The organism is Caulobacter segnis, from assembly GCF_019931575.1.
Lineage (GTDB): Bacteria > Pseudomonadota > Alphaproteobacteria > Caulobacterales > Caulobacteraceae > Caulobacter > Caulobacter segnis_C.
Window position 1 is genome coordinate 4,729,779 of record NZ_CP082923.1, and the last position, 19,430, is coordinate 4,749,208.

24 protein-coding genes and 1 riboswitch are annotated in these 19,430 nt (G+C 68.7%); of the genes, 8 read left to right on the forward strand and 16 right to left on the reverse strand.

The window, feature by feature from the left end; genetic code table 11:
- Positions 1-125 precede the first annotated feature (125 nt).
- Positions 126-216: riboswitch (glycine riboswitch) on the reverse strand.
- A gap of 82 nt (positions 217-298) precedes the next feature.
- Together K8940_RS21555 and K8940_RS21560 are read right to left on the reverse strand one after the other, a co-directional pair.
- Positions 299-2,140 carry an arginine--tRNA ligase gene (locus tag K8940_RS21555; RefSeq protein WP_223392087.1) on the reverse strand — a complete coding sequence of 614 codons (1,842 nt, stop codon included), beginning with the start codon at positions 2,138-2,140 and terminating at the stop codon, positions 299-301.
- On the reverse strand, positions 2,137-2,844 hold the full coding sequence (locus K8940_RS21560; protein ID WP_223392088.1) for a Tat pathway signal sequence domain protein: 708 nt from the start codon (positions 2,842-2,844) through the stop codon (positions 2,137-2,139). The genes K8940_RS21555 and K8940_RS21560 overlap by 4 nt, the downstream gene beginning before the upstream one ends.
- Positions 2,845-3,011: 167 nt before the next feature.
- Here K8940_RS21560 and ispH point away from each other — a divergent pair, with 167 nt between their 5' ends.
- The 3 genes from ispH to rnhA all read left to right on the forward strand — a co-directional run bounded on the left by ispH (position 3,012) and on the right by rnhA (position 5,547).
- Positions 3,012-3,959 (forward strand): 4-hydroxy-3-methylbut-2-enyl diphosphate reductase, encoded by a 948-nt coding sequence (gene ispH, locus K8940_RS21565; protein ID WP_411675606.1) that lies wholly within the window; start codon positions 3,012-3,014, stop codon positions 3,957-3,959.
- 188 nt (positions 3,960-4,147) lie between these two features.
- Entirely contained in the window at positions 4,148-5,098 is a 951-nt protein-coding gene (thrB, locus tag K8940_RS21570; RefSeq protein ID WP_223392090.1) for a homoserine kinase, read from the forward strand.
- Positions 5,098-5,547: a ribonuclease HI gene (gene rnhA, locus K8940_RS21575; RefSeq protein WP_223392091.1), complete on the forward strand. Its 450-nt coding sequence runs from the start codon at positions 5,098-5,100 to the stop codon at positions 5,545-5,547. The genes thrB and rnhA overlap by 1 nt, the downstream gene beginning before the upstream one ends.
- Here rnhA and K8940_RS21580 read toward each other — a convergent pair.
- Positions 5,544-5,978 carry a rhodanese-like domain-containing protein gene (locus K8940_RS21580; RefSeq protein WP_223392092.1) on the reverse strand — a complete coding sequence of 145 codons (435 nt, stop codon included), beginning with the start codon at positions 5,976-5,978 and terminating at the stop codon, positions 5,544-5,546. The two genes, rnhA and K8940_RS21580, sit on opposite strands and share 4 nt — an antisense overlap.
- A gap of 88 nt (positions 5,979-6,066) precedes the next feature.
- Between K8940_RS21580 and ftrA the strand changes: the two genes are divergently transcribed.
- Positions 6,067-7,029 (forward strand): transcriptional regulator FtrA, encoded by a 963-nt coding sequence (gene ftrA / locus K8940_RS21585; RefSeq protein ID WP_223392093.1) that lies wholly within the window; start codon positions 6,067-6,069, stop codon positions 7,027-7,029.
- On the opposite strand, the gene K8940_RS21590 is transcribed toward ftrA, so the two are convergent.
- A complete protein-coding gene (locus K8940_RS21590) occupies positions 7,026-7,382 on the reverse strand; it encodes a winged helix-turn-helix transcriptional regulator (RefSeq protein WP_223395948.1) in 357 nt (118 codons plus the stop codon). The two genes, ftrA and K8940_RS21590, sit on opposite strands and share 4 nt — an antisense overlap.
- Positions 7,383-7,520: 138 nt before the next feature.
- Here K8940_RS21590 and K8940_RS21595 point away from each other — a divergent pair, with 138 nt between their 5' ends.
- Both K8940_RS21595 and K8940_RS21600 read left to right on the forward strand, forming a co-directional pair.
- Positions 7,521-8,369, forward strand: coding sequence for an SDR family oxidoreductase (locus tag K8940_RS21595; RefSeq protein WP_223392094.1), 849 nt, complete (start codon positions 7,521-7,523; stop codon positions 8,367-8,369).
- A 94-nt stretch (positions 8,370-8,463) separates the two neighbouring features.
- A complete protein-coding gene (locus K8940_RS21600; protein ID WP_223392095.1) occupies positions 8,464-8,967 on the forward strand; it encodes a recombinase family protein in 504 nt (167 codons plus the stop codon).
- An 88-nt stretch (positions 8,968-9,055) separates the two neighbouring features.
- Here the strand turns inward: K8940_RS21600 and K8940_RS21605 are convergent, their stop codons facing one another.
- From K8940_RS21605 to K8940_RS21625, 5 genes are all read right to left on the reverse strand, one after another.
- Entirely contained in the window at positions 9,056-9,817 is a 762-nt protein-coding gene (locus K8940_RS21605; RefSeq protein WP_223392096.1) for an ABC transporter permease, read from the reverse strand.
- Positions 9,814-10,764, reverse strand: a complete 951-nt coding sequence (locus K8940_RS21610; protein WP_223395950.1) for an ABC transporter ATP-binding protein — start codon at positions 10,762-10,764, stop codon at positions 9,814-9,816. Before K8940_RS21610 ends, K8940_RS21605 begins: the two co-directional genes overlap by 4 nt.
- A gap of 104 nt (positions 10,765-10,868) precedes the next feature.
- Positions 10,869-11,330 carry an NfeD family protein gene (locus K8940_RS21615; protein WP_223392097.1) on the reverse strand — a complete coding sequence of 154 codons (462 nt, stop codon included), beginning with the start codon at positions 11,328-11,330 and terminating at the stop codon, positions 10,869-10,871.
- Positions 11,331-11,334: 4 nt separating this feature from the next.
- Positions 11,335-12,333 carry an SPFH domain-containing protein gene (locus K8940_RS21620; protein WP_223392098.1) on the reverse strand — a complete coding sequence of 333 codons (999 nt, stop codon included), beginning with the start codon at positions 12,331-12,333 and terminating at the stop codon, positions 11,335-11,337.
- A gap of 65 nt (positions 12,334-12,398) precedes the next feature.
- Positions 12,399-12,818: a TIGR02301 family protein gene (locus tag K8940_RS21625; protein WP_223392099.1), complete on the reverse strand. Its 420-nt coding sequence runs from the start codon at positions 12,816-12,818 to the stop codon at positions 12,399-12,401.
- 171 nt (positions 12,819-12,989) lie between these two features.
- On the opposite strand from K8940_RS21625, the gene K8940_RS21630 reads away from it, so the two are divergent.
- Complete coding sequence (locus tag K8940_RS21630; protein WP_411675607.1) at positions 12,990-13,217, forward strand: hypothetical protein; 228 nt, start codon at positions 12,990-12,992, stop codon at positions 13,215-13,217.
- A 128-nt stretch (positions 13,218-13,345) separates the two neighbouring features.
- Positions 13,346-14,107, forward strand: coding sequence for a Crp/Fnr family transcriptional regulator (locus tag K8940_RS21635; protein WP_223392101.1), 762 nt, complete (start codon positions 13,346-13,348; stop codon positions 14,105-14,107).
- Here K8940_RS21635 and K8940_RS21640 read toward each other — a convergent pair.
- The 7 genes from K8940_RS21640 to K8940_RS21670 form a co-directional block, all read right to left on the reverse strand.
- Positions 14,104-15,069: an NAD(P)H-dependent flavin oxidoreductase gene (locus K8940_RS21640; RefSeq protein WP_223392102.1), complete on the reverse strand. Its 966-nt coding sequence runs from the start codon at positions 15,067-15,069 to the stop codon at positions 14,104-14,106. The genes K8940_RS21635 and K8940_RS21640 overlap by 4 nt on opposite strands.
- 90 nt (positions 15,070-15,159) lie before the next feature.
- Positions 15,160-15,297: a hypothetical protein gene (locus K8940_RS21645; protein ID WP_223392103.1), complete on the reverse strand. Its 138-nt coding sequence runs from the start codon at positions 15,295-15,297 to the stop codon at positions 15,160-15,162.
- Between the two features lie 137 nt (positions 15,298-15,434).
- Positions 15,435-16,217: an SDR family NAD(P)-dependent oxidoreductase gene (locus K8940_RS21650; protein WP_223392104.1), complete on the reverse strand. Its 783-nt coding sequence runs from the start codon at positions 16,215-16,217 to the stop codon at positions 15,435-15,437.
- 62 nt (positions 16,218-16,279) lie between these two features.
- Positions 16,280-17,041 (reverse strand): site-2 protease family protein, encoded by a 762-nt coding sequence (locus K8940_RS21655; RefSeq protein WP_223392105.1) that lies wholly within the window; start codon positions 17,039-17,041, stop codon positions 16,280-16,282.
- Positions 17,042-17,059: 18 nt separating this feature from the next.
- The gene (locus K8940_RS21660) at positions 17,060-17,497 is read right to left on the reverse strand and encodes an NUDIX hydrolase (RefSeq protein ID WP_223392106.1); all 438 of its coding nucleotides are present in this window, start codon (positions 17,495-17,497) and stop codon (positions 17,060-17,062) included.
- The gene (locus K8940_RS21665) at positions 17,494-18,555 is read right to left on the reverse strand and encodes a patatin-like phospholipase family protein (RefSeq protein ID WP_223392107.1); all 1,062 of its coding nucleotides are present in this window, start codon (positions 18,553-18,555) and stop codon (positions 17,494-17,496) included. Before K8940_RS21665 ends, K8940_RS21660 begins: the two co-directional genes overlap by 4 nt.
- Before the next feature lie 58 nt (positions 18,556-18,613).
- Entirely contained in the window at positions 18,614-19,411 is a 798-nt protein-coding gene (locus K8940_RS21670) for a 3-hydroxybutyrate dehydrogenase (protein ID WP_223392108.1), read from the reverse strand.
- Between the last annotated feature and the right edge of the window lie 19 nt (positions 19,412-19,430).

The window sequence follows — 19,430 nt, forward strand, 5'->3', positions numbered from 1 at the left end:
CCGGTTGGTCGCGCCCCCGCTGTCCCTTGGACCTGAGAGATTCCGGCCGCCCCCCTCTGCTGTTCGGGTTTGGCCTTGCTCCTTCGGCGAGCCGCCCTTTCGGGAGACTGCTTTCCAGCGTTTTAAAAACCCGCGCGGTCCTTTTGCCTGAGCGTTTCCGGGGCGGTTGCGCCTTCGGCCTCGGGAGCGAATCCCGACGTCTCCCGCGAGGGTCGTCGGCTCAATGCGGGAGGGGCGGGGTGGAGTCAAGCTGGGCCTGCCTCCCCCGCCCCGATTTCCCGGACGGCGCCGTAAGCGATTACATCCGCTCGGGCGCTTCGATGCCCAATAGGTCCAGGGTCAGCGCCAGCTGGCGCAGGGTGGTCTGGGCCAGGGCCAGGCGCGAGGCCCGCAGCGCCTCGGTGTCTGCGCTCATGATCGGGCACGCGGCGTAGAACTTCGAGAAGGTCTGGGCCAGCTTGTAGGCGTGCTCGGCCACGAAGTTCGGGGCCTTCTTGTCATAGGCCTCCTGCAGGGCGCCCTCGAAGGCGTCCAGCAGCATGGCCAGATCCCGTTCGGCCTGTTCGTGGATCACGATCGGGCCAGCGCTCGCGCCGGCCTCGGCGGCCTTGCGCAGCACGCTCTTGATGCGCACCGACTGGTACAGCAGGTACGGGCCGGTCTTGCCCTCGAAGCTGGTGAAGCGGTCGAGGTCGAAGACGTACGAGGTGCCGCGGAAGTTCTGCAGGTCGGCGAACTTCAGGGCCGCGACGCCGACCTTGTGAGCGGTGTCCTCGAACTGTTCTTCCGACAGCTCGGCGCCGAGACCCGCTTCGTGCAGGCGCTCCCGGGCCTTTTCGCGGGCCATTTCGATCAGGTCGTGCAGCTTCAGGACGCCGCCGGCGCGGGTCTTGAAGGGCTTGCCGTCGGCGCCGTTCATGGTGCCGAAGCCGATGTGCTCCAGCGAACCCTCGGCGGCGTAGCCGGCCAGATAGGCGGCGCGGAAGACCTGCTCGAAATGGTCGGCCTGGCGCTGGTCCACGCAGTAGAGGATCAGGTGCGGATCGAACGACTGACGGCGGTCCAGGATGGTGGCCAGGTCGGTGGTGCCGTACATGGCCGAGCCTTCCGACGAGACGACCAGCAGGGGATCGGGGCTCTCGACCTCGATCACGCCGCCATCGGGAAGCTTCTTCTTCTTGGTCTCGCCGGGGCGCGCCACGCGGACGATGCGGGCGCCCTGGTCCTCGACCAGCAGCCCCTTGTCCTCGAGTTCTCGAACCATCGGCTCGATCAGGTCGTTGACGTCGCTCTCGCCCTTCCACAGGTCGAAGTCGACGCCCAGGGCGTGGAACTCGCGCTCCAGGGCCACGCGGCTGACCTTGACGAAGTGACGCCACAGCAGGCGGTAGCCGAAGCGGCCGTTCTGCAGCTCGGCGGTGGCCTTGCGGGCGCGCTCCTTGAACGCCGGATCTTCCTTCTGGCGGACGGAGGCGGCCGGATAGATGCGGTCGAGGTCGGCCAGGGTGATACGGACGTCGAGCTCGGCCGCCAGCTTCAGGGCCGCGGCGCTCTCGGGGTCGGTCGCCGTCTCGGGCAGGGCCTCGACCAGCGCCCTGATCGCGGCGTCCTCGTCCAGGATGGCGCTGATCAGCAGGCCCATCTGGAAGCCCCAGTCGCCGAAGTGGGCGTCGCCCAGAACCTCGTCGCCCCGGAAGCGGTACAGGCGCTTGATCGACTCGCCGATGATCGAGGCGCGCAGATGGCCCACGTGCATCGGCTTGGCCACGTTCGGGCCGGCATAGTCGACCAGGACTCGGCGGGGCGCGTCCAGCAGCTGGGCGCCGACGCGGTCGTCGGAGGCGATCTCGCCGACCCGGACCGACAGGGCCTCGTCGCTGACACGCATGTTGATGAAGCCGGCCCCGGCGATCTCCACGGAGGCCAGGCGTGGGTCGCCCTTGAGAATGTCGACGACCTGGGCGGCGATCTCGCGCGGATTGCGCTTGGCGCTCTTGGCCGCCGCGAGGGCGCCGTTGCACTGGAAATCGGCCAGGTCGGGTCGGTCGGAGGCGGTGACGCGTCCGAACTCGGGAGGAAGTCCGGCGGCCTGGAAAGCGGCCGCGGCCGCCTCGCTCAAGGACCGCTTCAAATCGTTCATTGCTTGGTGGTCGTCCCTGTTTGGGCCTGGCCGGCTTGGGCCGTCTGGCCGGCGTTGACGCGGAAGCGCTTGCCCTCACGGTTGAAGGCGGCCATCTCCGGCGTCACGTCGAAGCCGATCAGCACCTCGAAATTGCCGCCGCTGACCTTGGCGTCGGCGCGCGGGATGGTGATCTGCTCGAGCGTCTCGCGCGCATAGGCGCGGTCCTGGCCGGCGGCGAAGGTCACCGGCAGGTCGAAATATTCCTTGGCGATCACGGCCTGGTTCCGCTCGGTCACGGCCACCCAGTAGCGGTAGACGTGCTTGTCGCCCTGAGCCTGCGGGCCGCGGCCCAGCTGGAACAGGACCTCGGCGCGGATGCGGATCGGCTCGTCGCTCTTGTAGGCGCAGCCCGAGGCCAGGCTCTGGATCTCGCCGGTGAAGCCCGCCTGGTTGGCCGATTCCTTGGCATCCTTGAACTCGACGTAGCGGCTGGCGTCGTACAGCACCTTCACATAGGGGCAGGGACCAGCGTTGCGCAGCTGCTGCAGCGGCGCCTTGGGCTGGTTCCACTCCTCGTCGCGCTTCTTCTTCTTGGCGGCCTGGTCGCCGTCGTCCTGGCCGCCACCGCCGCCGGGGCCTTGCGCGTGAGCGATCGTCGCCGTCGTCGCGGCGATCGAGACGGCCATCAGGGCGCTGAGGGCGAGCGAAAAGGTGCGGCGCATGAAACGTCCGGTTCCGAAAAAAGAAGAGCCAAGCGGGGCCATGGCCCCCATCGGCGTCATGCAGCCTGATAAAGGCATATGCGTGACGTCGCAACGACGCAGACTCCTGGCGCCGGGCCATCCAAGAGACTAGTTTCCGCGCCATGAACGCCCATACGCCCGCCCCCATGCCGGTTCGTCGTCCGATCTCGCTCGTGCTGGCCAGCCCGCGCGGCTTCTGCGCCGGCGTGGATCGCGCCATCCAGATCGTCGAGCGCGCCGTCGAGAAGTTCGGCGCGCCGGTCTATGTGCGTCACGAGATCGTGCACAATCGCCACGTGGTAGATCGCCTGAAGGCGCTGGGCGCGGTGTTCATCGAGGAACTCGAGGAAGCCCCAGACGACCGCCCCGTCGTGTTCTCGGCCCACGGCGTGCCCAAGTCGGTGCCGGCCGAGGCCCGATCGCGCCAGATGATCTATCTGGACGCCACCTGCCCGCTGGTCTCCAAGGTCCATGTCGAGGCTCAGAAGCACTACGACGCCGGCCGCGAGATCGTGCTGATCGGCCACGCCGGCCATCCCGAGGTGATCGGCACCATGGGCCAGCTGCCCGAGGGCGCGGTCACCCTGATCGAGGACCTGAAGGACGCCGCCGCCTGGACGCCCAAGGACGTCTCCAACGTGGCCTTCCTGACCCAGACCACCCTGTCGGTCGACGACACCGCCGACATGATCGCCCTGCTGCGCGAACGCTTCCCCGACATCGCCGCCCCGCACAAGGAAGACATCTGCTACGCCACCACCAACCGCCAGGACGCGGTCAAGCATCTGGCCGAACAGGCCGAGCTGGTGCTGGTGGTCGGCTCGAAGAATTCGTCCAACTCGGTGCGCCTCAAGGAGGTCGGCCTGAAGGCCGGGGCCCGCGAGGCCTATCTGATCGACGACGCCGCCGGCATCGACTGGGCCTGGTTCGAGGGCGTCTCGCGCGTGGGCCTGACCGCCGGCGCCTCGGCCCCGGAGGATCTGGTGCAAGGCGTCATCGACGCCATCTCGGCCCGTTTCGACACCACCGTCGAGGAACTGGTCGAGGCGCGGGAGACGATCACGTTCAAGCTGCCCCGGCTGCTGACGGCTTGAGGAACGCCCCTCCTAGACCGCTCATCCCCGCGAAAGCGGGGACCCAAGCGGCGTTGGAGGATTAATCACGGCCTGCGCTTCAAGCCGAGAGTCAGCTTGGGTCCCCGCTTTCGCGAGGATGAGCGGGATTGGGTGGTTCAGGAACACGCCCCCTTGACCGCCAGCGCCTCCTCCCGCATCCCCGCGCCATGGCCGTCTATACCGACATCACCGACGACGAACTCGCCGCCTTCCTGGAGGGCTATGACCTGGGCGCGCCGCTGGCGTTCAAGGGCATCGCCGAGGGCGTGGAGAACTCCAACTTCCTGCTGGAGACGGAGAAGGGTCGTTACATCCTGACCGTCTACGAACGGCGGGTGAAGGCCGACGACCTGCCCTATTTCCTGAACATGCTGACCTGGCTGGCCGACAGGGGCTTTCCCAGCGCCCGGCCGATCCCGGACCGCAAGGGCGCCACGCTGGCGACCCTGCGCGGCAAGGCCGCGGCGATCGTCGAGTTCCTGCCCGGCCTGTCGGCGCGCCGCCCGACGGTCGCCCACTGCCGCGAGGCCGGCGAGGGCCTGGCCTGGCTGCACCTGGCCGGCGAAGGCTATCCCGGCCGTCGCGCCAACGACCTGGGCCAGAGCGCCTGGGCCACGCTGTTCGCCAAGCACCGCAAGGCGGCCGACGACCTGAAGCCCGGCCTGGCGACCACCATCGACAAGGACCTGGCCCAGCTGGCCCTGATGTGGCCCCGGAACCTGCCGTCGGGCGTGATCCACGCGGACTACTTCCCCGACAACGTCTTCTTCCAGTCGAACGGCAAGTTCGCCGCCGCGATCGACTTCTACTTCGCCTGCGACGACGCCTACGCCTACGACGTGGCCGTGACCCTGAACGCCTGGTGCTTCGAGGCCGACGGCAGCTTCAACATCACCGCCGCCAAGGCGCTGCTGAACGGCTACGAGCGCCGCCGGCCGCTGAGCCCGGCCGAAAAGGAAGCCTTGCCGATCCTGGCGCGCGGCGCGGCCATGCGCTTCTTCCTGACCCGCCTGGCCGACTGGGGCGCGACGCCCGCCGGCGCCCTGGTCAAGCCCAAGGATCCGCTGGAGTACGAGCGCAAGCTGGCCGTCCACCGCGAAGGTCTCGTGCTGTTCTGATGACGCCCAAGGTCACGATCTACACGGACGGCGCCTGCAAGGGTAATCCCGGCCCGGGCGGCTGGGGCGCCATCCTGTTCTATGGCGACAAGAAGAAGGAAATCTGCGGCGGCGAGCCGGGGACGACCAACAACCGCATGGAGCTGATGGCCGCCATCCAGGCGCTGGAGCTCTTGAACCGACCCTGCAAGGTCGAGCTGCACACCGACAGCCAGTACGTCATGAAAGGCATCCAGGAATGGATCCGGGGCTGGAAGGCGCGCGGCTGGAAGACAGCCGACAAGAGCCCGGTCAAGAACGACGACCTGTGGAAGCGGCTCGACGCCGCGCGCGAGCGGCACGACGTCGACTGGCGCTGGGTCAAGGGTCACGCCGGCCATCCGCTGAACGAACGCGCCGACGCCCTGGCCAACGAAGGCCTGCGCAAGGCCAATCCGCGCTTCGTCTAGGCGGCCTCCTCCAACTCTCTGAGCGCGCCCGGCTCGGAACCCTCGGCGAACGGCAGACCCTCGTCGGCCCAGCCGGTGACGCCGCCGATCATCAGCTTCACTGGCCGACCCAGCCGGGCCAGCTTCAGCGCCGCGCGGTCAGCGCCGTTGCAGTGCGGACCGGCGCAATAGACGACGAACAGGGTCTCGGCCGACCACTGCGCCATCCGCTCGACGGTGATGTCCGCGTGGCGCAGGTGGATCGCGCCCGGCACATGGCGGCGCGCGTAGGCCTGCGGCGACCCGACCACGTGCAGCAGGACGAAGTCGACCTCGCCGGCCCGCATCGCGGCGGCGACGTCGGCGCAGTCGGTCTCCAGCGACAGCCGCGCGGCGAAGTGGGCGGCGGCGTCCCGGAACGACGCGGCGGGGATCTCGGATACATGGCTCATGGCGCTCTCCAGCAGTTCTACCGCCGCAGACTTGCCCCACGCCCGCGCCTCGCGTTAGCTGGCGAGATCGACAGCGACCGTAAAGATCATGCCAAACCCCTCTCCCCTCGTCGTCGCCCTGGCCTATGACGGCCTCTGCACCTTCGAATACGGTGTGGCGGTCGAGCTGTTCGCCCTGCCCCGGCCCGAGATGGGGCCGGACTGGTACCGCTTCGCCACCGCCGCCGTGGAGCCGGGCGAGCTGAAGGGCCTGGGCGGGGTGCGGATCGTCGGCGACGGCGGGCTGGAGCTGCTGGACCAGGCCAGCATCATTGTCGCGCCCGGCTGGCGGGGCATGGACGCGCCCGTGCCGGAACCGCTTCTCGAAGCCTTGCGCGCGGCTCACGCGCGGGGCGCGCGGCTGATGTCGATCTGTTCGGGCGTCTTCGTCCTGGCCGCCACGGGCCTGCTGGACGGCCGGCAGGCCACGACCCACTGGCGCTATGCGCAGGCCCTGCGCGAACGCCATCCGGCGATCGAGGTCCAGCCGGATGTGCTCTATGTCGACGAAGGCGACCTGTTGACCTCGGCCGGCAGCGCGGCGGGCATCGACCTTGGCCTGCACCTGATCCGTCGCGACTTCGGCCCCGAGGCCGCCAACACCGTCGCCCGCCGCCTGGTGGTGCCGCCGCATCGCGACGGCGGCCAGGCCCAGTTCGTCCAGCGGCCGGTGCCGGTCGCGCACGAGGCCTCGCGCCTTGGCCCCATCCTGGACCGCATGCGCGCCGATCTGGCCGGCGCCCACACCATCAAGGCCCTGGCCAGCGCGGCCGGCATGAGCGAGCGGACCTTCCTGCGGCGGTTCGAGGCCGCCACCGGCGACACGCCCGCCCGCTGGCTGCTGGCCGAGCGGCTGAACCGGGCGCGGGACCTGCTGGAAACCTCGCCGGCCGGGATCGAGCAGGTCGCCGAGGCCGTCGGCCTGGGCGCGCCGGCCTTGCGCCATCACTTCCGCCGCCAGTTCTCGACCACGCCCGGCGCCTATCGCGCGCGGTTCGCCAGATCGGCCTAGGCGACCGGCGCATCCTTCCAGTGCGGCAGGATCCGGTCGAGATTGAGCTCGATCCAGTCGGCCAGGCCGCGAACCTTCTCGGCGACCTCCGCGCCCAGGGGCGTCAGGCTGTATTCCACGTGCGGCGGCACGACCTTGTAGGCCACCCGCCGGACGAAGCCATCGCCCTCCAGCTGTTGCAGGGTCTGGGCCAGCATGCGCTCGCTGACGCCGCCGATCGCCCGCCGCAGCTCGGAGAAGCGGCGCGTGCGGGTCTCCAGCGCGATCAGCACCAAGACCCCCCAGCTGCTGGTCACGCGCCGCAGCACTTCCCGCGACGGACAGCCCGTGGCCAGGAGATCGCCCCGCGCCATCTTCTCGGACAGGGCCAGCTTCTCGTGTGACGCGGGAATGGTGGGGGCGCAATTTTCTTTCATGCTTACATTTATGTGGGTACTTACGGAAAGTAAGCAAGGCGCCCAGATCGGTCTCGTCATCCACGGAGAACGATCATGACCATCGCCGTCACAGGCTCCACCGGCCAGCTGGGCCGCCTCGTCATCGAGAAGCTGAAGGTCCGCGTCCCGGCCGGCGAGATCATCGCCCTGGCCCGCGACCCGGCCAAGGCGGCCGATCTGGGCGTCGCCGTCCGCGCCGCCGACTACGCCAGGCCCGAGACCCTGGGTCCCGCCCTCGCCGGCGTCGACACCCTGCTGCTGATCTCCAGCGACGCGATCGGCCAGCGCCTGGTCCAGCACGGCGCGGTCATCGACGCCGCCAAGGCCGCCGGCGTGAAGCGGATCGCCTATACCAGCATCCTGCGCGCCGACGCCTCGCCGCTGGTCCTGGCCGACGAACACAAGGCCACCGAGGCGCTGATCAAAGCCTCGGGCCTGACCTACGCCCTGCTGCGCAACGGCTGGTACACCGAGAACTACACCGGCTCGCTGGCCGGCGCCGTCGCGGCCGGCGCGCTGATCGGCGCCTCGGGCGAGGGCCGGATCTCGGCCGCGACGCGCGAGGACTACGCCGAGGCCGCCGCCGCCGTGATCGCGACGCCGGACGCCGAAAACCGCGTCTACGAGCTGGCCGGCGACGTCGCCTTCACCCGCGCCGAACTGGCCGCCGAGGTCTCGCGCCAGACCGGCAAGACCATCCCCTACAACGACCTGCCCGAGGCCGAGTACGCCAGGATCCTGGAGAGCTTTGGCCTGCCGGCCCCGCTGGCGGCGATCCTGGCCCAGTCCGACACCGGCGCGGCCGAGGGCGGCCTGTTCGACGACGGCCGCCAGCTGTCGGCCCTGATCGGCCGCCCCACCACCCCGCTGTCGGTCGCCGTGGCCGCGGCCCTGGCCGGCTAGATCCCGAAGGCGGGACGCGACGAAGCTGTGGGCGGCTGGCCGGGCGCGGCGGAAAACCCTCGCCAAGCGCGAGGGGGTTTGCCAAGCACCCTGGATGAAGCTCGTCGGCTACTATCGCGTCCCGCCCGTGAAGGGGATCTTCTTCAGCCCCGCCCAGGAGGAGCGCCTGCTGCTGCTGGGCTGCGAGGAAGTGTTCAGCGACCGGTGCCTGGCCTCCGGCGTCGTGCGGCCGGGCCTGGCGCGGGCGCTGGACGCGCTGGACGACGGCGGCGCGGTGGCCGTGCCCAGCTTCCACGCCCTGGCCGGCGACATGGCCGGCCTGGTCGACGCGGTGTTGAAGATCCAGGCGCGCGGGCTGAACCTGATCGTGCAGCAGCCCGAGATCGACACCCGCACAGACCCAGGCTTCTTCGAGACCTGCCAGGCCCTGGCGGGCTTCAGCCGCGAGCGCCCGATGGTTCGCGCCGCCGAGGCGGCCCTGGTCGCCAAGGGCGCCGCCAGCGGCATGCAGGGGCTGAAAAACACTCCAACGGATACCGCTGAGAAAGCTCCGCCCCTTTCATCCGCTCATCCCCGCGAAAGCGGGGACCCAAGCTGACTTTCGGAGAACTTGCGAGACTTCGAACAAGCCCCGCTAACGCGGCTTGGGTCCCCGCTTTCGCGGGGATGAGCGGCGTTTTGAGCGACTAGACCTTCAGCCGGTAGCCGGTCTTGAAGATCCACCAGACCGCCGTCAGGCAGACGGCCAGGAACACGGCGGTCATGCCCAGGCTGACGCCGACGCCCACGTCCGACTGGCCGTAGAAGCTCCAGCGGAAGCCGCTGATCAGATAGACCACCGGGTTGAACAGGGTGATCTTCTGCCAGACCGGCGGCAGCATCTTGATCGAGTAGAAGCTGCCGCCCAGGAAGGTCAGCGGCGTGACGATCAGCGCCGGCACGATCTGCAGCTTCTGGAAGTTGTCGGCCCAGACGCCGATCACGAAGCCGAACAGGCTGAAGGTCACCGCCGTCAGCACCAGGAACAGCAGCATCACGAACGGGTGGGCGATCTCGAACGGCACGAAGATCCGGGCCGTGGCCAGGATCAACAGGCCAAGGCAGATCGACTTGGTCGCCGCCGCCCCGACATAGCCCATCACCGTCTCGACCCATGACACGGGAGCCGACAGCAGCTCGTAGATCGTGCCGGCCCACTTGGGCATGTAGATGCCGAACGAGGCGTTGGAGATGCTCTCGCCCAGCAGCGACAGCATGATCAGGCCCGGAATGATGAAGGCGCCATAGCTGACGCCGTCGATGGCCTGCATGCGCGAGCCGATCGCCGAGCCGAACACCACGAAATACAGCGAAGTCGAGATCACCGGCGCCAGGATGCTCTGCAGCAGGGTGCGGAACCACCGCGCCATCTCGAAGCGGTAGATGGCCTTGACGGCAAAGAGGTTCATTGCGGGGCCCTCACCAGGCTGACGAAGATGTCCTCCAGCGAGCTCTGGTCGGTCTTCAGGTCCTTGAATTCGACGCCGTGCTCGGCGAGACGCTTCAGCAGATCGGCGATGCCGGTGTCCTCGGCCTGGGCGTCAAAGGTGTAGACGAGGTCGACGCCCTCGTTGGCCAAGTTCACCGAGACGTCCGCCAAGGCCGCCGGCAGGGCCGCCAGCGGCTCGCGCAGGTGCACGGTCAGCTGCTTCTTGCCCAGCTTGCGCATCAGGACGGTCTTGTCCTCGACCAGGATGATCTCGCCCCTGTTGATCACCCCGATCCGGTCGGCCATCTCCTCGGCCTCCTCGATGTAGTGGGTGGTCAGGATGATGGTGACGCCGCTCTCGCGCAGCTGGCGGACCATCTCCCACATGTCGCGGCGCAGCTCGACGTCGACGCCGGCGGTGGGCTCGTCCAGGAACAGGATGGTCGGCTCGTGGCTCAGCGCCTTGGCGATCATCACCCGGCGCTTCATGCCGCCCGACAGCGCCATGATCTTGCTGTCCTTCTTGTCCCACAGGGACAGGTCGCGAAGGATCTTCTCGATCAAGGCGTCGTTACGCGGCTTGCCGAACAGGCCGCGCGAGAAGCTGACCGTGGCCCATACCGTCTCGAAGGCGTCGGTGTTCAGCTCCTGCGGCACCAGGCCGATCTTGCTGCGCGCGGCGCGGTAGTCCTTCACCACGTCGTGGCCGTCGGCCAAGACCACGCCCAGGCTGGGATTGACGATCCCGCAGATGATGCTGATCAGGGTGGTCTTGCCCGCCCCGTTCGGGCCCAGCAGGGCGAAGATCTCGCCCTTGCGGATCTCGAGGTCGATCGTCTTCAGGGCCTGATGCCCGGACGCATAGGTCTTGGTCAGACCCTTTACCGATATGATCGAAGTCACGCCGTCTCCCCTAAACGCGACGATGCAGCGTCGCGCGCCCGCCCTGCAAGGTGGCTGTTGCGGGCCTCAGATGGTGTCGCTCACGGCCGATAACAGGGGAGTCGCCGCGATCTGTCAGCAGGCTCCGATCAGGTCGGGATCGCGCGCACCGTCAGAACCGCGCCGTCGACGCCGGTGACGACCACCTCCTGGCCGGTCGCCGGGGCCGGCTCGTCGGTCTCGGCCGCCCAGTCCTTGCCGTCGACGAAGACCCGGCCGCGCCCCTGTTCGAACGCCGCCAGCACCTGGCCGCGCTGGCCGACCAGCCGTTGCAGCGGATCGTTGAGGTCAGGATTCTTCGGCTCCAGCACCGGCCGCAGATAGCGCTTGGCCGCCAGGGTCGAGGCGATGGTCAGGGCCGCGAACAGGCCGACCTCGACCACCAGGCCCGGATGGACGAACTGGGCGATCAGCCCGACCACGAAGGCGCTGGCGGCCGGCCACAGCAGCCAGCCCGTGCCGGTCGAGACCTCGACGGCCAGGAAGACGGCCGCGACCGCCAACCAGACCCAGAACGGATGCAAGGCGTAGAAGCCGCCCACGGCGTCCATGGCGTCACGCTCCTCGCTTGCCGCCGGTGGGCGTCGCGGTCGACGCGCCAGAGGACGCGCCGGAGGCCGGACGAGGCGGCGGCGGGCTGCGCGGCGCGTCCGCGCCCAGGCTCTTGATCAGCTCGCTGACGCCCGCGACCGTGCCGGTCAGGCCGGCGAAGTCGGCGGGGACGATGACCGTCTTCTGCTGCGGGCTGCGGGCCAGCTCGCCAAAGGCCTCCACGTACTTCTGGGCGATGAAGTAGTTGATGGCGTTGACGTCGCCCTTCGAGATGGCTTCCGAGACGAAGGCGGTCGCCTTGGCTTCCGCCTCGGCTTCGCGCTCGCGGGCCTCGGCGTCGCGGAAGGCGGCCTCGCGGCGGCCCTCGGCCTGCAGGATCGCCGACTGCTTGGAGCCCTCGGCGCGGGTGATGGCGGACTGCTTCTCGCCCTCGGCCTCAGTGATCACCGCGCGCTTCTCGCGCTCGGCCTTCATCTGGCGGGCCATGGCGTTGGTGATGTCCGGCGGCGGCGTCAGGTCCTTGATCTCGATGCGCGCCACCTTCACGCCCCAGGGACCGGTGGCGTGGTCGATGGTCGAGAGCAGGCGGGTGTTGATCTGGTCGCGCTGGGACAGCACTTCGTCCAGCTCCAGCGAGCCGACGACGGTGCGCAGGTTGGTCTGGGCCAGCTGGGTGATGGCGTAGATCAGGTTGTCGACCCGATAGGCGGCGGCGGCGGCGTCCATCACCTGGATGAAGACGATGGCGTCGACCTTCACCGAGACGTTGTCCTTGGTGATGACCTCCTGCTGGGGCACCTCCAGGACCTGCTCCATCATGTTGACCTTGCGGCCGATGGTTTCGAAGAACGGGGTCAAGAACGAGATGCCGGGCTTGAGGGTCCGCGTGTAGCGGCCAAAGCGCTCGACGGTGAATTCACGCCCCTGGGGCACGATCTTGATCGCGCCGAACAGCAGCACGAAGGCGAAGCCCAGGAAAATCAGAACGACGATGCCGCCCAAGACAGTGCTCCCCAAACGATATCTCGGCCAACGAAACCCTGGCCAAACTTAACTTTGGGTCGAGCTTAGCGCGGCGCTTCGCCCTCCGCCACGGAATCCGGCGCCTTACGGACCTGGCGCATCGACTGCGAGAGCTTCAGGGCCAGGGTCTGGCCCCGGTGGGCCGCCTGCTGTTCGGCTTGGCGGCTGTCCTGGTCGCAGGTCGGGTACTGGCCGCGGCGCGAGGCGAAGCCCGCGTTGAACCGGTCGCGCATCTGGCCGTCGAAGGCCTCGTCGGCCTGCTCGACCTCGGTCACGCGCGCCATCCGCGCCCGCCAGTACTGGTCGGCCTCGCCCTGGCAGACCTGGCGCAGGGCGTGGCTCTCGCCCAGCGCATAGGCCAGGTCCAGCAGCAGCTGACGGCCGTCCGCGTCCCGTTCCTGGGCCAGGACGGGCGCGGCGACGAAGGCGGCCAGGGCGACGCCGAGGAGGAACGGACGCGACATGGCCCCCGTTATCGCCAAAGCCCCTGCGCCTGTCACGCGGCCATGCTCGGCGACGCGCCAGCGGGGCTGGAACGGATCGGCCAAGCTGGGGACAAGATGTCCCCCGGTGTCAAAAAAGCTTTGTCGATAAAGGCCTTGCGATCGCCACGGTTCGGGTCTTTCCTGTGGATACTGCAAGGAGGTCTTCCCATGACTGAGGTGCATTACGGCGTCGTGCGCGTCGGTGATCACTGGTCGATCATCGGCGACAATCTGCGGTTCGGCGCCTACGAGACGCTGGGCGAAGCCCGCGCCGCCGCCCACCGCCTGGCCGAGCATCCGGCCGGCCTTGGCCTGCCGGTGATGATGCACGTGCAGGAAGAAGACTGGATCCTGCCGGGTCCCACCGCCCTGCTTTAAAAGCGGCCCCGAACCGTCGCGTCTTTCACGATCCGCCCGAGGGTGGTCGAGAAGAGTCTCGCCTTTCCCGGGAAACTAAGCCGTGCCCCGCGCGCTTAAGCATTCGAAAGCGCCACCGGGAGATACGCATGACCGCCTTCGCCCGCATCGTCCGCAGCGCCGTCGAAGGCGACGCCGCGCCGCCCTACGCCTCCAACCGCCTACTGGCGGCCCTGCGGCCTGACACCCTGACCGAGCTGTCGCCGCATCTGGTGCTGGTCGACCTGCCGCTCGACGCCGTGCTGTTCGACGCCGGCGACGACGTGGAGCACACCTACCTGCCCTGCGGCCCGACCCAGGTCTCGCTGCTGGTGGTCACCTCCGACGGCCAGGAGATCGAGGCGGCCAGCATCGGTTTCGAAGGCGCGATCGGCGGCGTGGTCAGCGCCGGCTTCAAGCCCGCCTACGGCCGCGCCGTGGTCCGGGTGCCGGGCCGCGCCTTCTGCATCCCCACCGCCAGGCTGGAGGACATCAAGACCCGCCAACCCGCCGTGGCCGACCTGTTCGATCGCGCCGCCGACGTGTTCATCGCCCAGATGATGCAGGTCGCGGCCTGCAACGCCTTGCACCCGATCGAGCAGCGGACGTGCCGCTGGCTGCTGTTCGCCCACGACCGCTCGGGCGACGAGCCGATCCGCCTGACTCAGGAGACCCTGGCCCAGATGCTGGGCGTGCAGCGCACGACGATCAGCGCCGTCGCCCGGGTGCTGCAGGACGCCGGGATCATCGACATCGGTCGCGGCAAGGTCACGGTGCTGGACCGCCCGGGCCTCGAGAAACGCGCCTGCGAGTGCCACGACGCGGTCGAGACCCACTTCAAGCGGATCCTGCCGAAGTTCGAGGCCCTCTAGATGCGGAAGGCGCTGGCCCGATCCAGCGCCGCCTCCGCCTCGCGGACCAGCCTCGTGACGATCTCGCCGGCTGGCAGCACCTCGCGCACCCCGCCGGCGCTCTGGCCCATGGCGAAGCAGGACTTGTCGGGATCCAGGCCTTCGATCTGGCCGCCGATGCCGCCCATCGCCCCGTTCCGGATCGAGATCATGGCCTGCTGCGGGAACGGCTGGATGTCGGCCGGCCGCGCCTCCCAGTCGTCGACATAGGGGTTCTTCCTCACCCGCATCGGCTTGCCCGAGTAGCAGCGGGTGCGGACGGTGTCCTCGTCGGCGGCCTCGACCACCGCCTGGCGGTAGAGGTCGCCGGCATGCGCTTCGCGCGACGCGATGAAGCGGGTGCCCATCCAGACGCCCTGGGCGCCCAGGGTCAGGGCCGCCGCCAGGCCTCGGCCGTCATACAGCCCCCCGGCGGCGACCACCGGGATCTTCACCGCCTCCACGGCCTGGGCGACCAGCGGCAGGGTCCCGACCAGGCCCGTATGGCCGCCGCCCTCGCCGCCCTGGCAGATGACCGCGTCGCAGCCGGCCTGCTCGGCCTTGACCGCGTGCTTCACCGCCCCGCAGACGACCATGACCTTGAGGCCCGCCGTCTTCAGCCGTTCGATGATCGGCAGCGGCACGCCCAGGCCGGCGATGAAGGACGACGCGCCTTCCGCGATGATGACCTCGACGCTGGCGGTCAGGGCGTCGGGCGTGGCGGCCAGCAGGTCGACGCCGAACGGCTTGTCGGTCAGCGTCCGGACCTGCCGCATCTGGTCGCGAATGAAGTCCGGCGAGGTCCCGGCCATGCCCAGCACGCCATAGCCGCCGGCGTTCGACACCGCCGCCGCCAGCGGCGCGTACGAGACCCCGCCCATGCCGGCCAGCAGGATCGGATGCTCGATGTCCAGAAGATCGCAGAGCGGCGTGCGCAGTCCCATGGCCGTTCCTCCCGTTATTTTCAGGGAGGATTTCGACACGCGTCCCGCGCGGCAAGCGTGCCGCGAGGTCAGCGGTCCGTCGGCTCGGCGTCAGCCGTGCTTGGCCAACTCGGTCTCGACGTCGGTCTCGCAGGTCCAAAAGCAACTGGCCATGGCGGTCAGGACCAGGGCGACCAGCATCAGGAAGCCCCGCGGTGGAGCCAGGCTGACAACGTCTTGGGGCGTCATCTCTCTCGTTTCCTCGTCGGCGCCCGGATCTGATGTCCAGGCTGCCAGAGGAAAAGCTTCTCACCGCGCGCAGGGTTCCGCAAGAGGCTGTTTTTAAAAGCCTTTTATTGGACGACAGAGTCCAAGAAACACAAGCCCTAGAAGATCGAGTATCCGCCGTCGATCACCAGGGTCGTGCCCGAATGGTAGCTGGAGGCGTCCGAGGCCAGGTAGACGGCTATGCCGCCAAAGTCCTCGGGCTCGCCCCAGCGGCGGGCCGGGACGCGGGGGATGACCTTGTCGGCGAAGGCCGAATTGGCCTGGGCCCCGGCGGTCATGTCGGTGGCGATCCAGCCGGGCAGGATGGCGTTGGCGCGCACGCCGTAGCGGGCGTGCTCGACGGCGACCGACTTGATCATCGAGATCACCGCGCCCTTGGTGGCGGCGTAGGCCTCGTTGCGGGCCGCGCCCTCGATGGCGGCCAGCGAGGCGACGCCGACCAGCGAGCCGCCCGGATCGCCGGCCTTGGCCCGCTCGACCATGTGGCGGCAGGCCTCGCGCAGGGTGAAGAAGACGCCGTCCAGATTGACCGACAGCACCTTGCGATAGGTCTCGGTCTTCATCTCGACGAACGAGGGCGAGCCATAGCCGATGCCGGCGTTGGCGAAGACGCTGTCGACCCGGCCCATGGCGGCCACCGCCTCCTCCATGCCCTCGCGGACCTGGGCCTCGTCGGAGACGTCGACGGTCTGGGCCTTCACCCGGACGCCGAGGTTGGTCAGTTCGGTCTCGGCGGCGAGGTTGCGCTCGGGGTTCGAGCCCCAGATCACGATGTCGGCCCCGGCCTGGGCCATCGCCTTGGCCATGCCCAGGCCGATGCCGCGATTGCCGCCGGTGACCAGGGCGACCTTGCCCGACAGATTGAACGGCGCGTAGGCCATGGCGAACCTCCCCTTCTCGAAACGCTTGTTTGAGCGAAGGAGAGGGGCTGACGTTACGTTGGTCAAGAGCCCCAGAAGTGGAAGGCCTGCCAGCCGTCGCGGATCGCCGGCCGCGAGACGCCCAGAAGATCGGTGATCGTCAGGGCCAGGCTGAAGATGAAGCCGCTGACGCCGGGGACCCAGAAGATCAGGGCGAACAGGATCAGGAAGCCGATCCGTTCGATCTTGACCATCCGGTCGCGCACGCCGCCCGGCAGGAACGGCCGGATGACGCCGTAGCCGTCCAGGCCCGGGATCGGCAGCAGGTTCAGCACCAGGGCGCTGGCCTGCAGGAAGGCCAGCATCGCCAGGGCGTTGCGCAGCGGGGTCGAGACCACAAACGGCAGCGCCGCCGCCAGTACGATCAGCACCAGCAAGGTTCCCAGCGGTCCCGCCAGCGAGGCCAGCGACCGCCAGCCCCGGGACCGCATCAGGTCCTCGCGCAGATAGACCGCGCCGCCGGGAAAGCCGATGCCGCCCAGGGCCAGGGCGATCAGCGGAAAGACGATCGTGGTGACGAGGTCGGAATATTTCAGCGGGTCGAGGGTCAGGTAGCCCTTCTCGACGATGGTCGTGTCGCCGGCCTTGTGGGCGACGAAGGCGTGGCCGAACTCGTGGACGCCGACGCTGAGGACCCAGGTCGCGGCGACGAAGGCGAAGGTGAAGACGCCCGCCGGCGGCAGCTGGGCGGTCACCGCCCAGCCCAGCCCCACGCAGGCGGCGATCAGGATCAGGGCGTTGGGGCTGATCGGGGCGCGCGGCGCGCGGGCTTCGATGACGGTCATGAGCGCGATGTTGGCCGGCTAGAGCGGAAGCGCAAGCGCCGAACCAAACCGCTCGTACGTCTCGGCGATCACTCGCCGGGTCTCGTCCCATTCGACCAGCGCCATGGCCTCGTCATAGCCGACGAACCTGGCGTCGGCCGCGTCGTCGCCGGCCACGGGCTCACCCGAAGTCCAGCGCGCGGCGTAGTCGATCATCACGTAGTGCCGGGAAATCTCGCCGCCCGGCCGCGCCGGGAAGACGCCGTCGACCACGTCGATCAGGCCCAGCAGCGTCGCGTCGACGCTCGTCTCTTCCTTCAGCTCGCGCAGGGCGGCGGCCTCCAGCGTCTCGCCCCATTCCAGGCGGCCGCCCGGCAGGCTCCACTGGTTCAGCCTAGGCGGCTTGCCGCGCCGGATCAGCAGGACCTCGGCGCCGCGCAGGCAGACGACACCGACGGTCGGAACGGGATGATTCACGGGAAACCGACCTTCAGATCGACGCTGGAGCGCTGACCGATACAGCCTCCGCACTCGGTCAGCCAGGCCTCCGCCGCCGTCCGACCGCGCTCCTTGAGGTCGCTCAGGAAGCTCCATTCGGTGTTGAACTTGGTCGACAGCGACAGATCCGCCAACGGCTTGTCGGCGGTGATGGCGTGGACCAGCATCCGGCGATAGCGGCCCCGGGCGTTGTCCTTCAGCAGGCCCTCGTCCAGCAGCTTCTGCACGAAGCCGATGGCCCGCAGTTCCGAGGCCAGCGAGGCGTTGAAGGTGATCTCGTTCAGCCGGTCCATGATCTCGCCCGGCGTCTTGGGCGTCTCCTCGCGGACGAAGGGGTTGAGGCTGACGATCAGGATGTCGTCGGGGGTGTCGTCGTAGAACAGCGGCCACAGCGGCGGATTGGCCAGGAAGCCGCCGTCCCAATAGGGCTCGCCGTCGATCTCCACGGCCTGGAAGACCTGCGGCAGGCAGGCGCTGGCCATGATGTGGCGGGCGGTCAGCTCGGTCTCGCGGAAGATCGCCGCCTTGCTGGTCCGCACCGCCGTGGCGGAAATATAGAGCTTCAGCGGGCTCTTCTCGCGGATCTGGCTGAAGGTGATCTCGGCCTCCAGCGTGTCGTGCAGCGGGTTCAGGTTGAACGGGTTGAACTCGTAGGGGCTGAACGACAGCGCCAAGGTCTCGGCCATCCGCCAGCCGGGCGTGTTCTTGATCCAGTCGGCCCCGCCACTGAACGCGCTGGTCCAGATCGAGGTGTCGCCGAAGACGTTGCGGCCGCCCTGGCGATTGACCTGCCGCCAGAACGAGTCGAGCCGCTTGCGGGCCCCAGCCTTGCCGTCGTCGATCAGGCCCTGGGCCAGGCAGACCGCGTTCATCGCCCCGGCCGAGGCGGCGGTGACGGCCTTGATCTCGAGGTCTTCCTCCTCGAGCAGGCGATCGAGAATGCCCCATTCGAACGCCCCGTGGGCGCCGCCGCCCTGCAGGGCGAGGCTCAGGGTCTTGGGACCGGACGGCTTTTTCTTGAACGGTGGAATGGGCATGCGAACTCCCGAAGGGCTGCCCCGAGCATTTCCGTTGGAGCGGCTTCCTCCGGTGACGCTATTGCGCGACCCAGCCGCCGTCGACCTGGAAGGCCGCGCCGTTGGCCGAGGCGCCCGCATCCGAGACCAGATAGAGCAGCATGCCCGTCAGTTGGTCGAAGGTGACGAACTGCTTGGTCGGCTGGGCGGCCAGGATGACGTCCTTCATCACCGCCTCTTCCGAGATGCCGCGGGCCTTGGCCTGGTCGACGATCTGGGCCTCGACCAGCGGGGTCTTCACGAAGCCCGGGCAGATGGCGTTGCAGGTGATGCCGTGGGTGGCGACCTCGAGGGCGACGGTCTTGGTCAGGCCCATGATCCCGTGCTTGGCGGCGACATAGGCCGCCTTGAACGGCGAGGCGATCAGCGCGTGGGCCGAGGCGATGTTGACGATCCGCCCGCGCCCCTGCTCCTTCATGATCGGCACCGCCGCCTTGGTGGCGTGGAAGGCCGAGGACAGGTTGATGGCGATGATCAGGTCCCACTTGTCGTCGGGAAAATCCTCGATCGGGGCCACGTGCTGGACGCCGGCGTTGTTGACCAGGATGTCCAGCTCGCCGAACTCGGCCTTGGCGGCGCGGACCATGTCGGCGATCTCGATCGGCTTGGTCATGTCGGCGCCGTGATAGAGCACCTCGACACCGTGCCGCTCGGCCATCTCGGCCCGGGCCCGCTCGATGGCGTTCATCTCGCCCAGGCCGTTCATGACGATGTTGACGCCCTGGGCCGCGAGACCGTCGGCGAGCGCGTGGCCGATGCCGCTGGTCGAACCGGTGACGATGGCGACCTGCCCCTGCAAACCGAAATCGACGGCCATGCGAACGCTCCTGGATGAC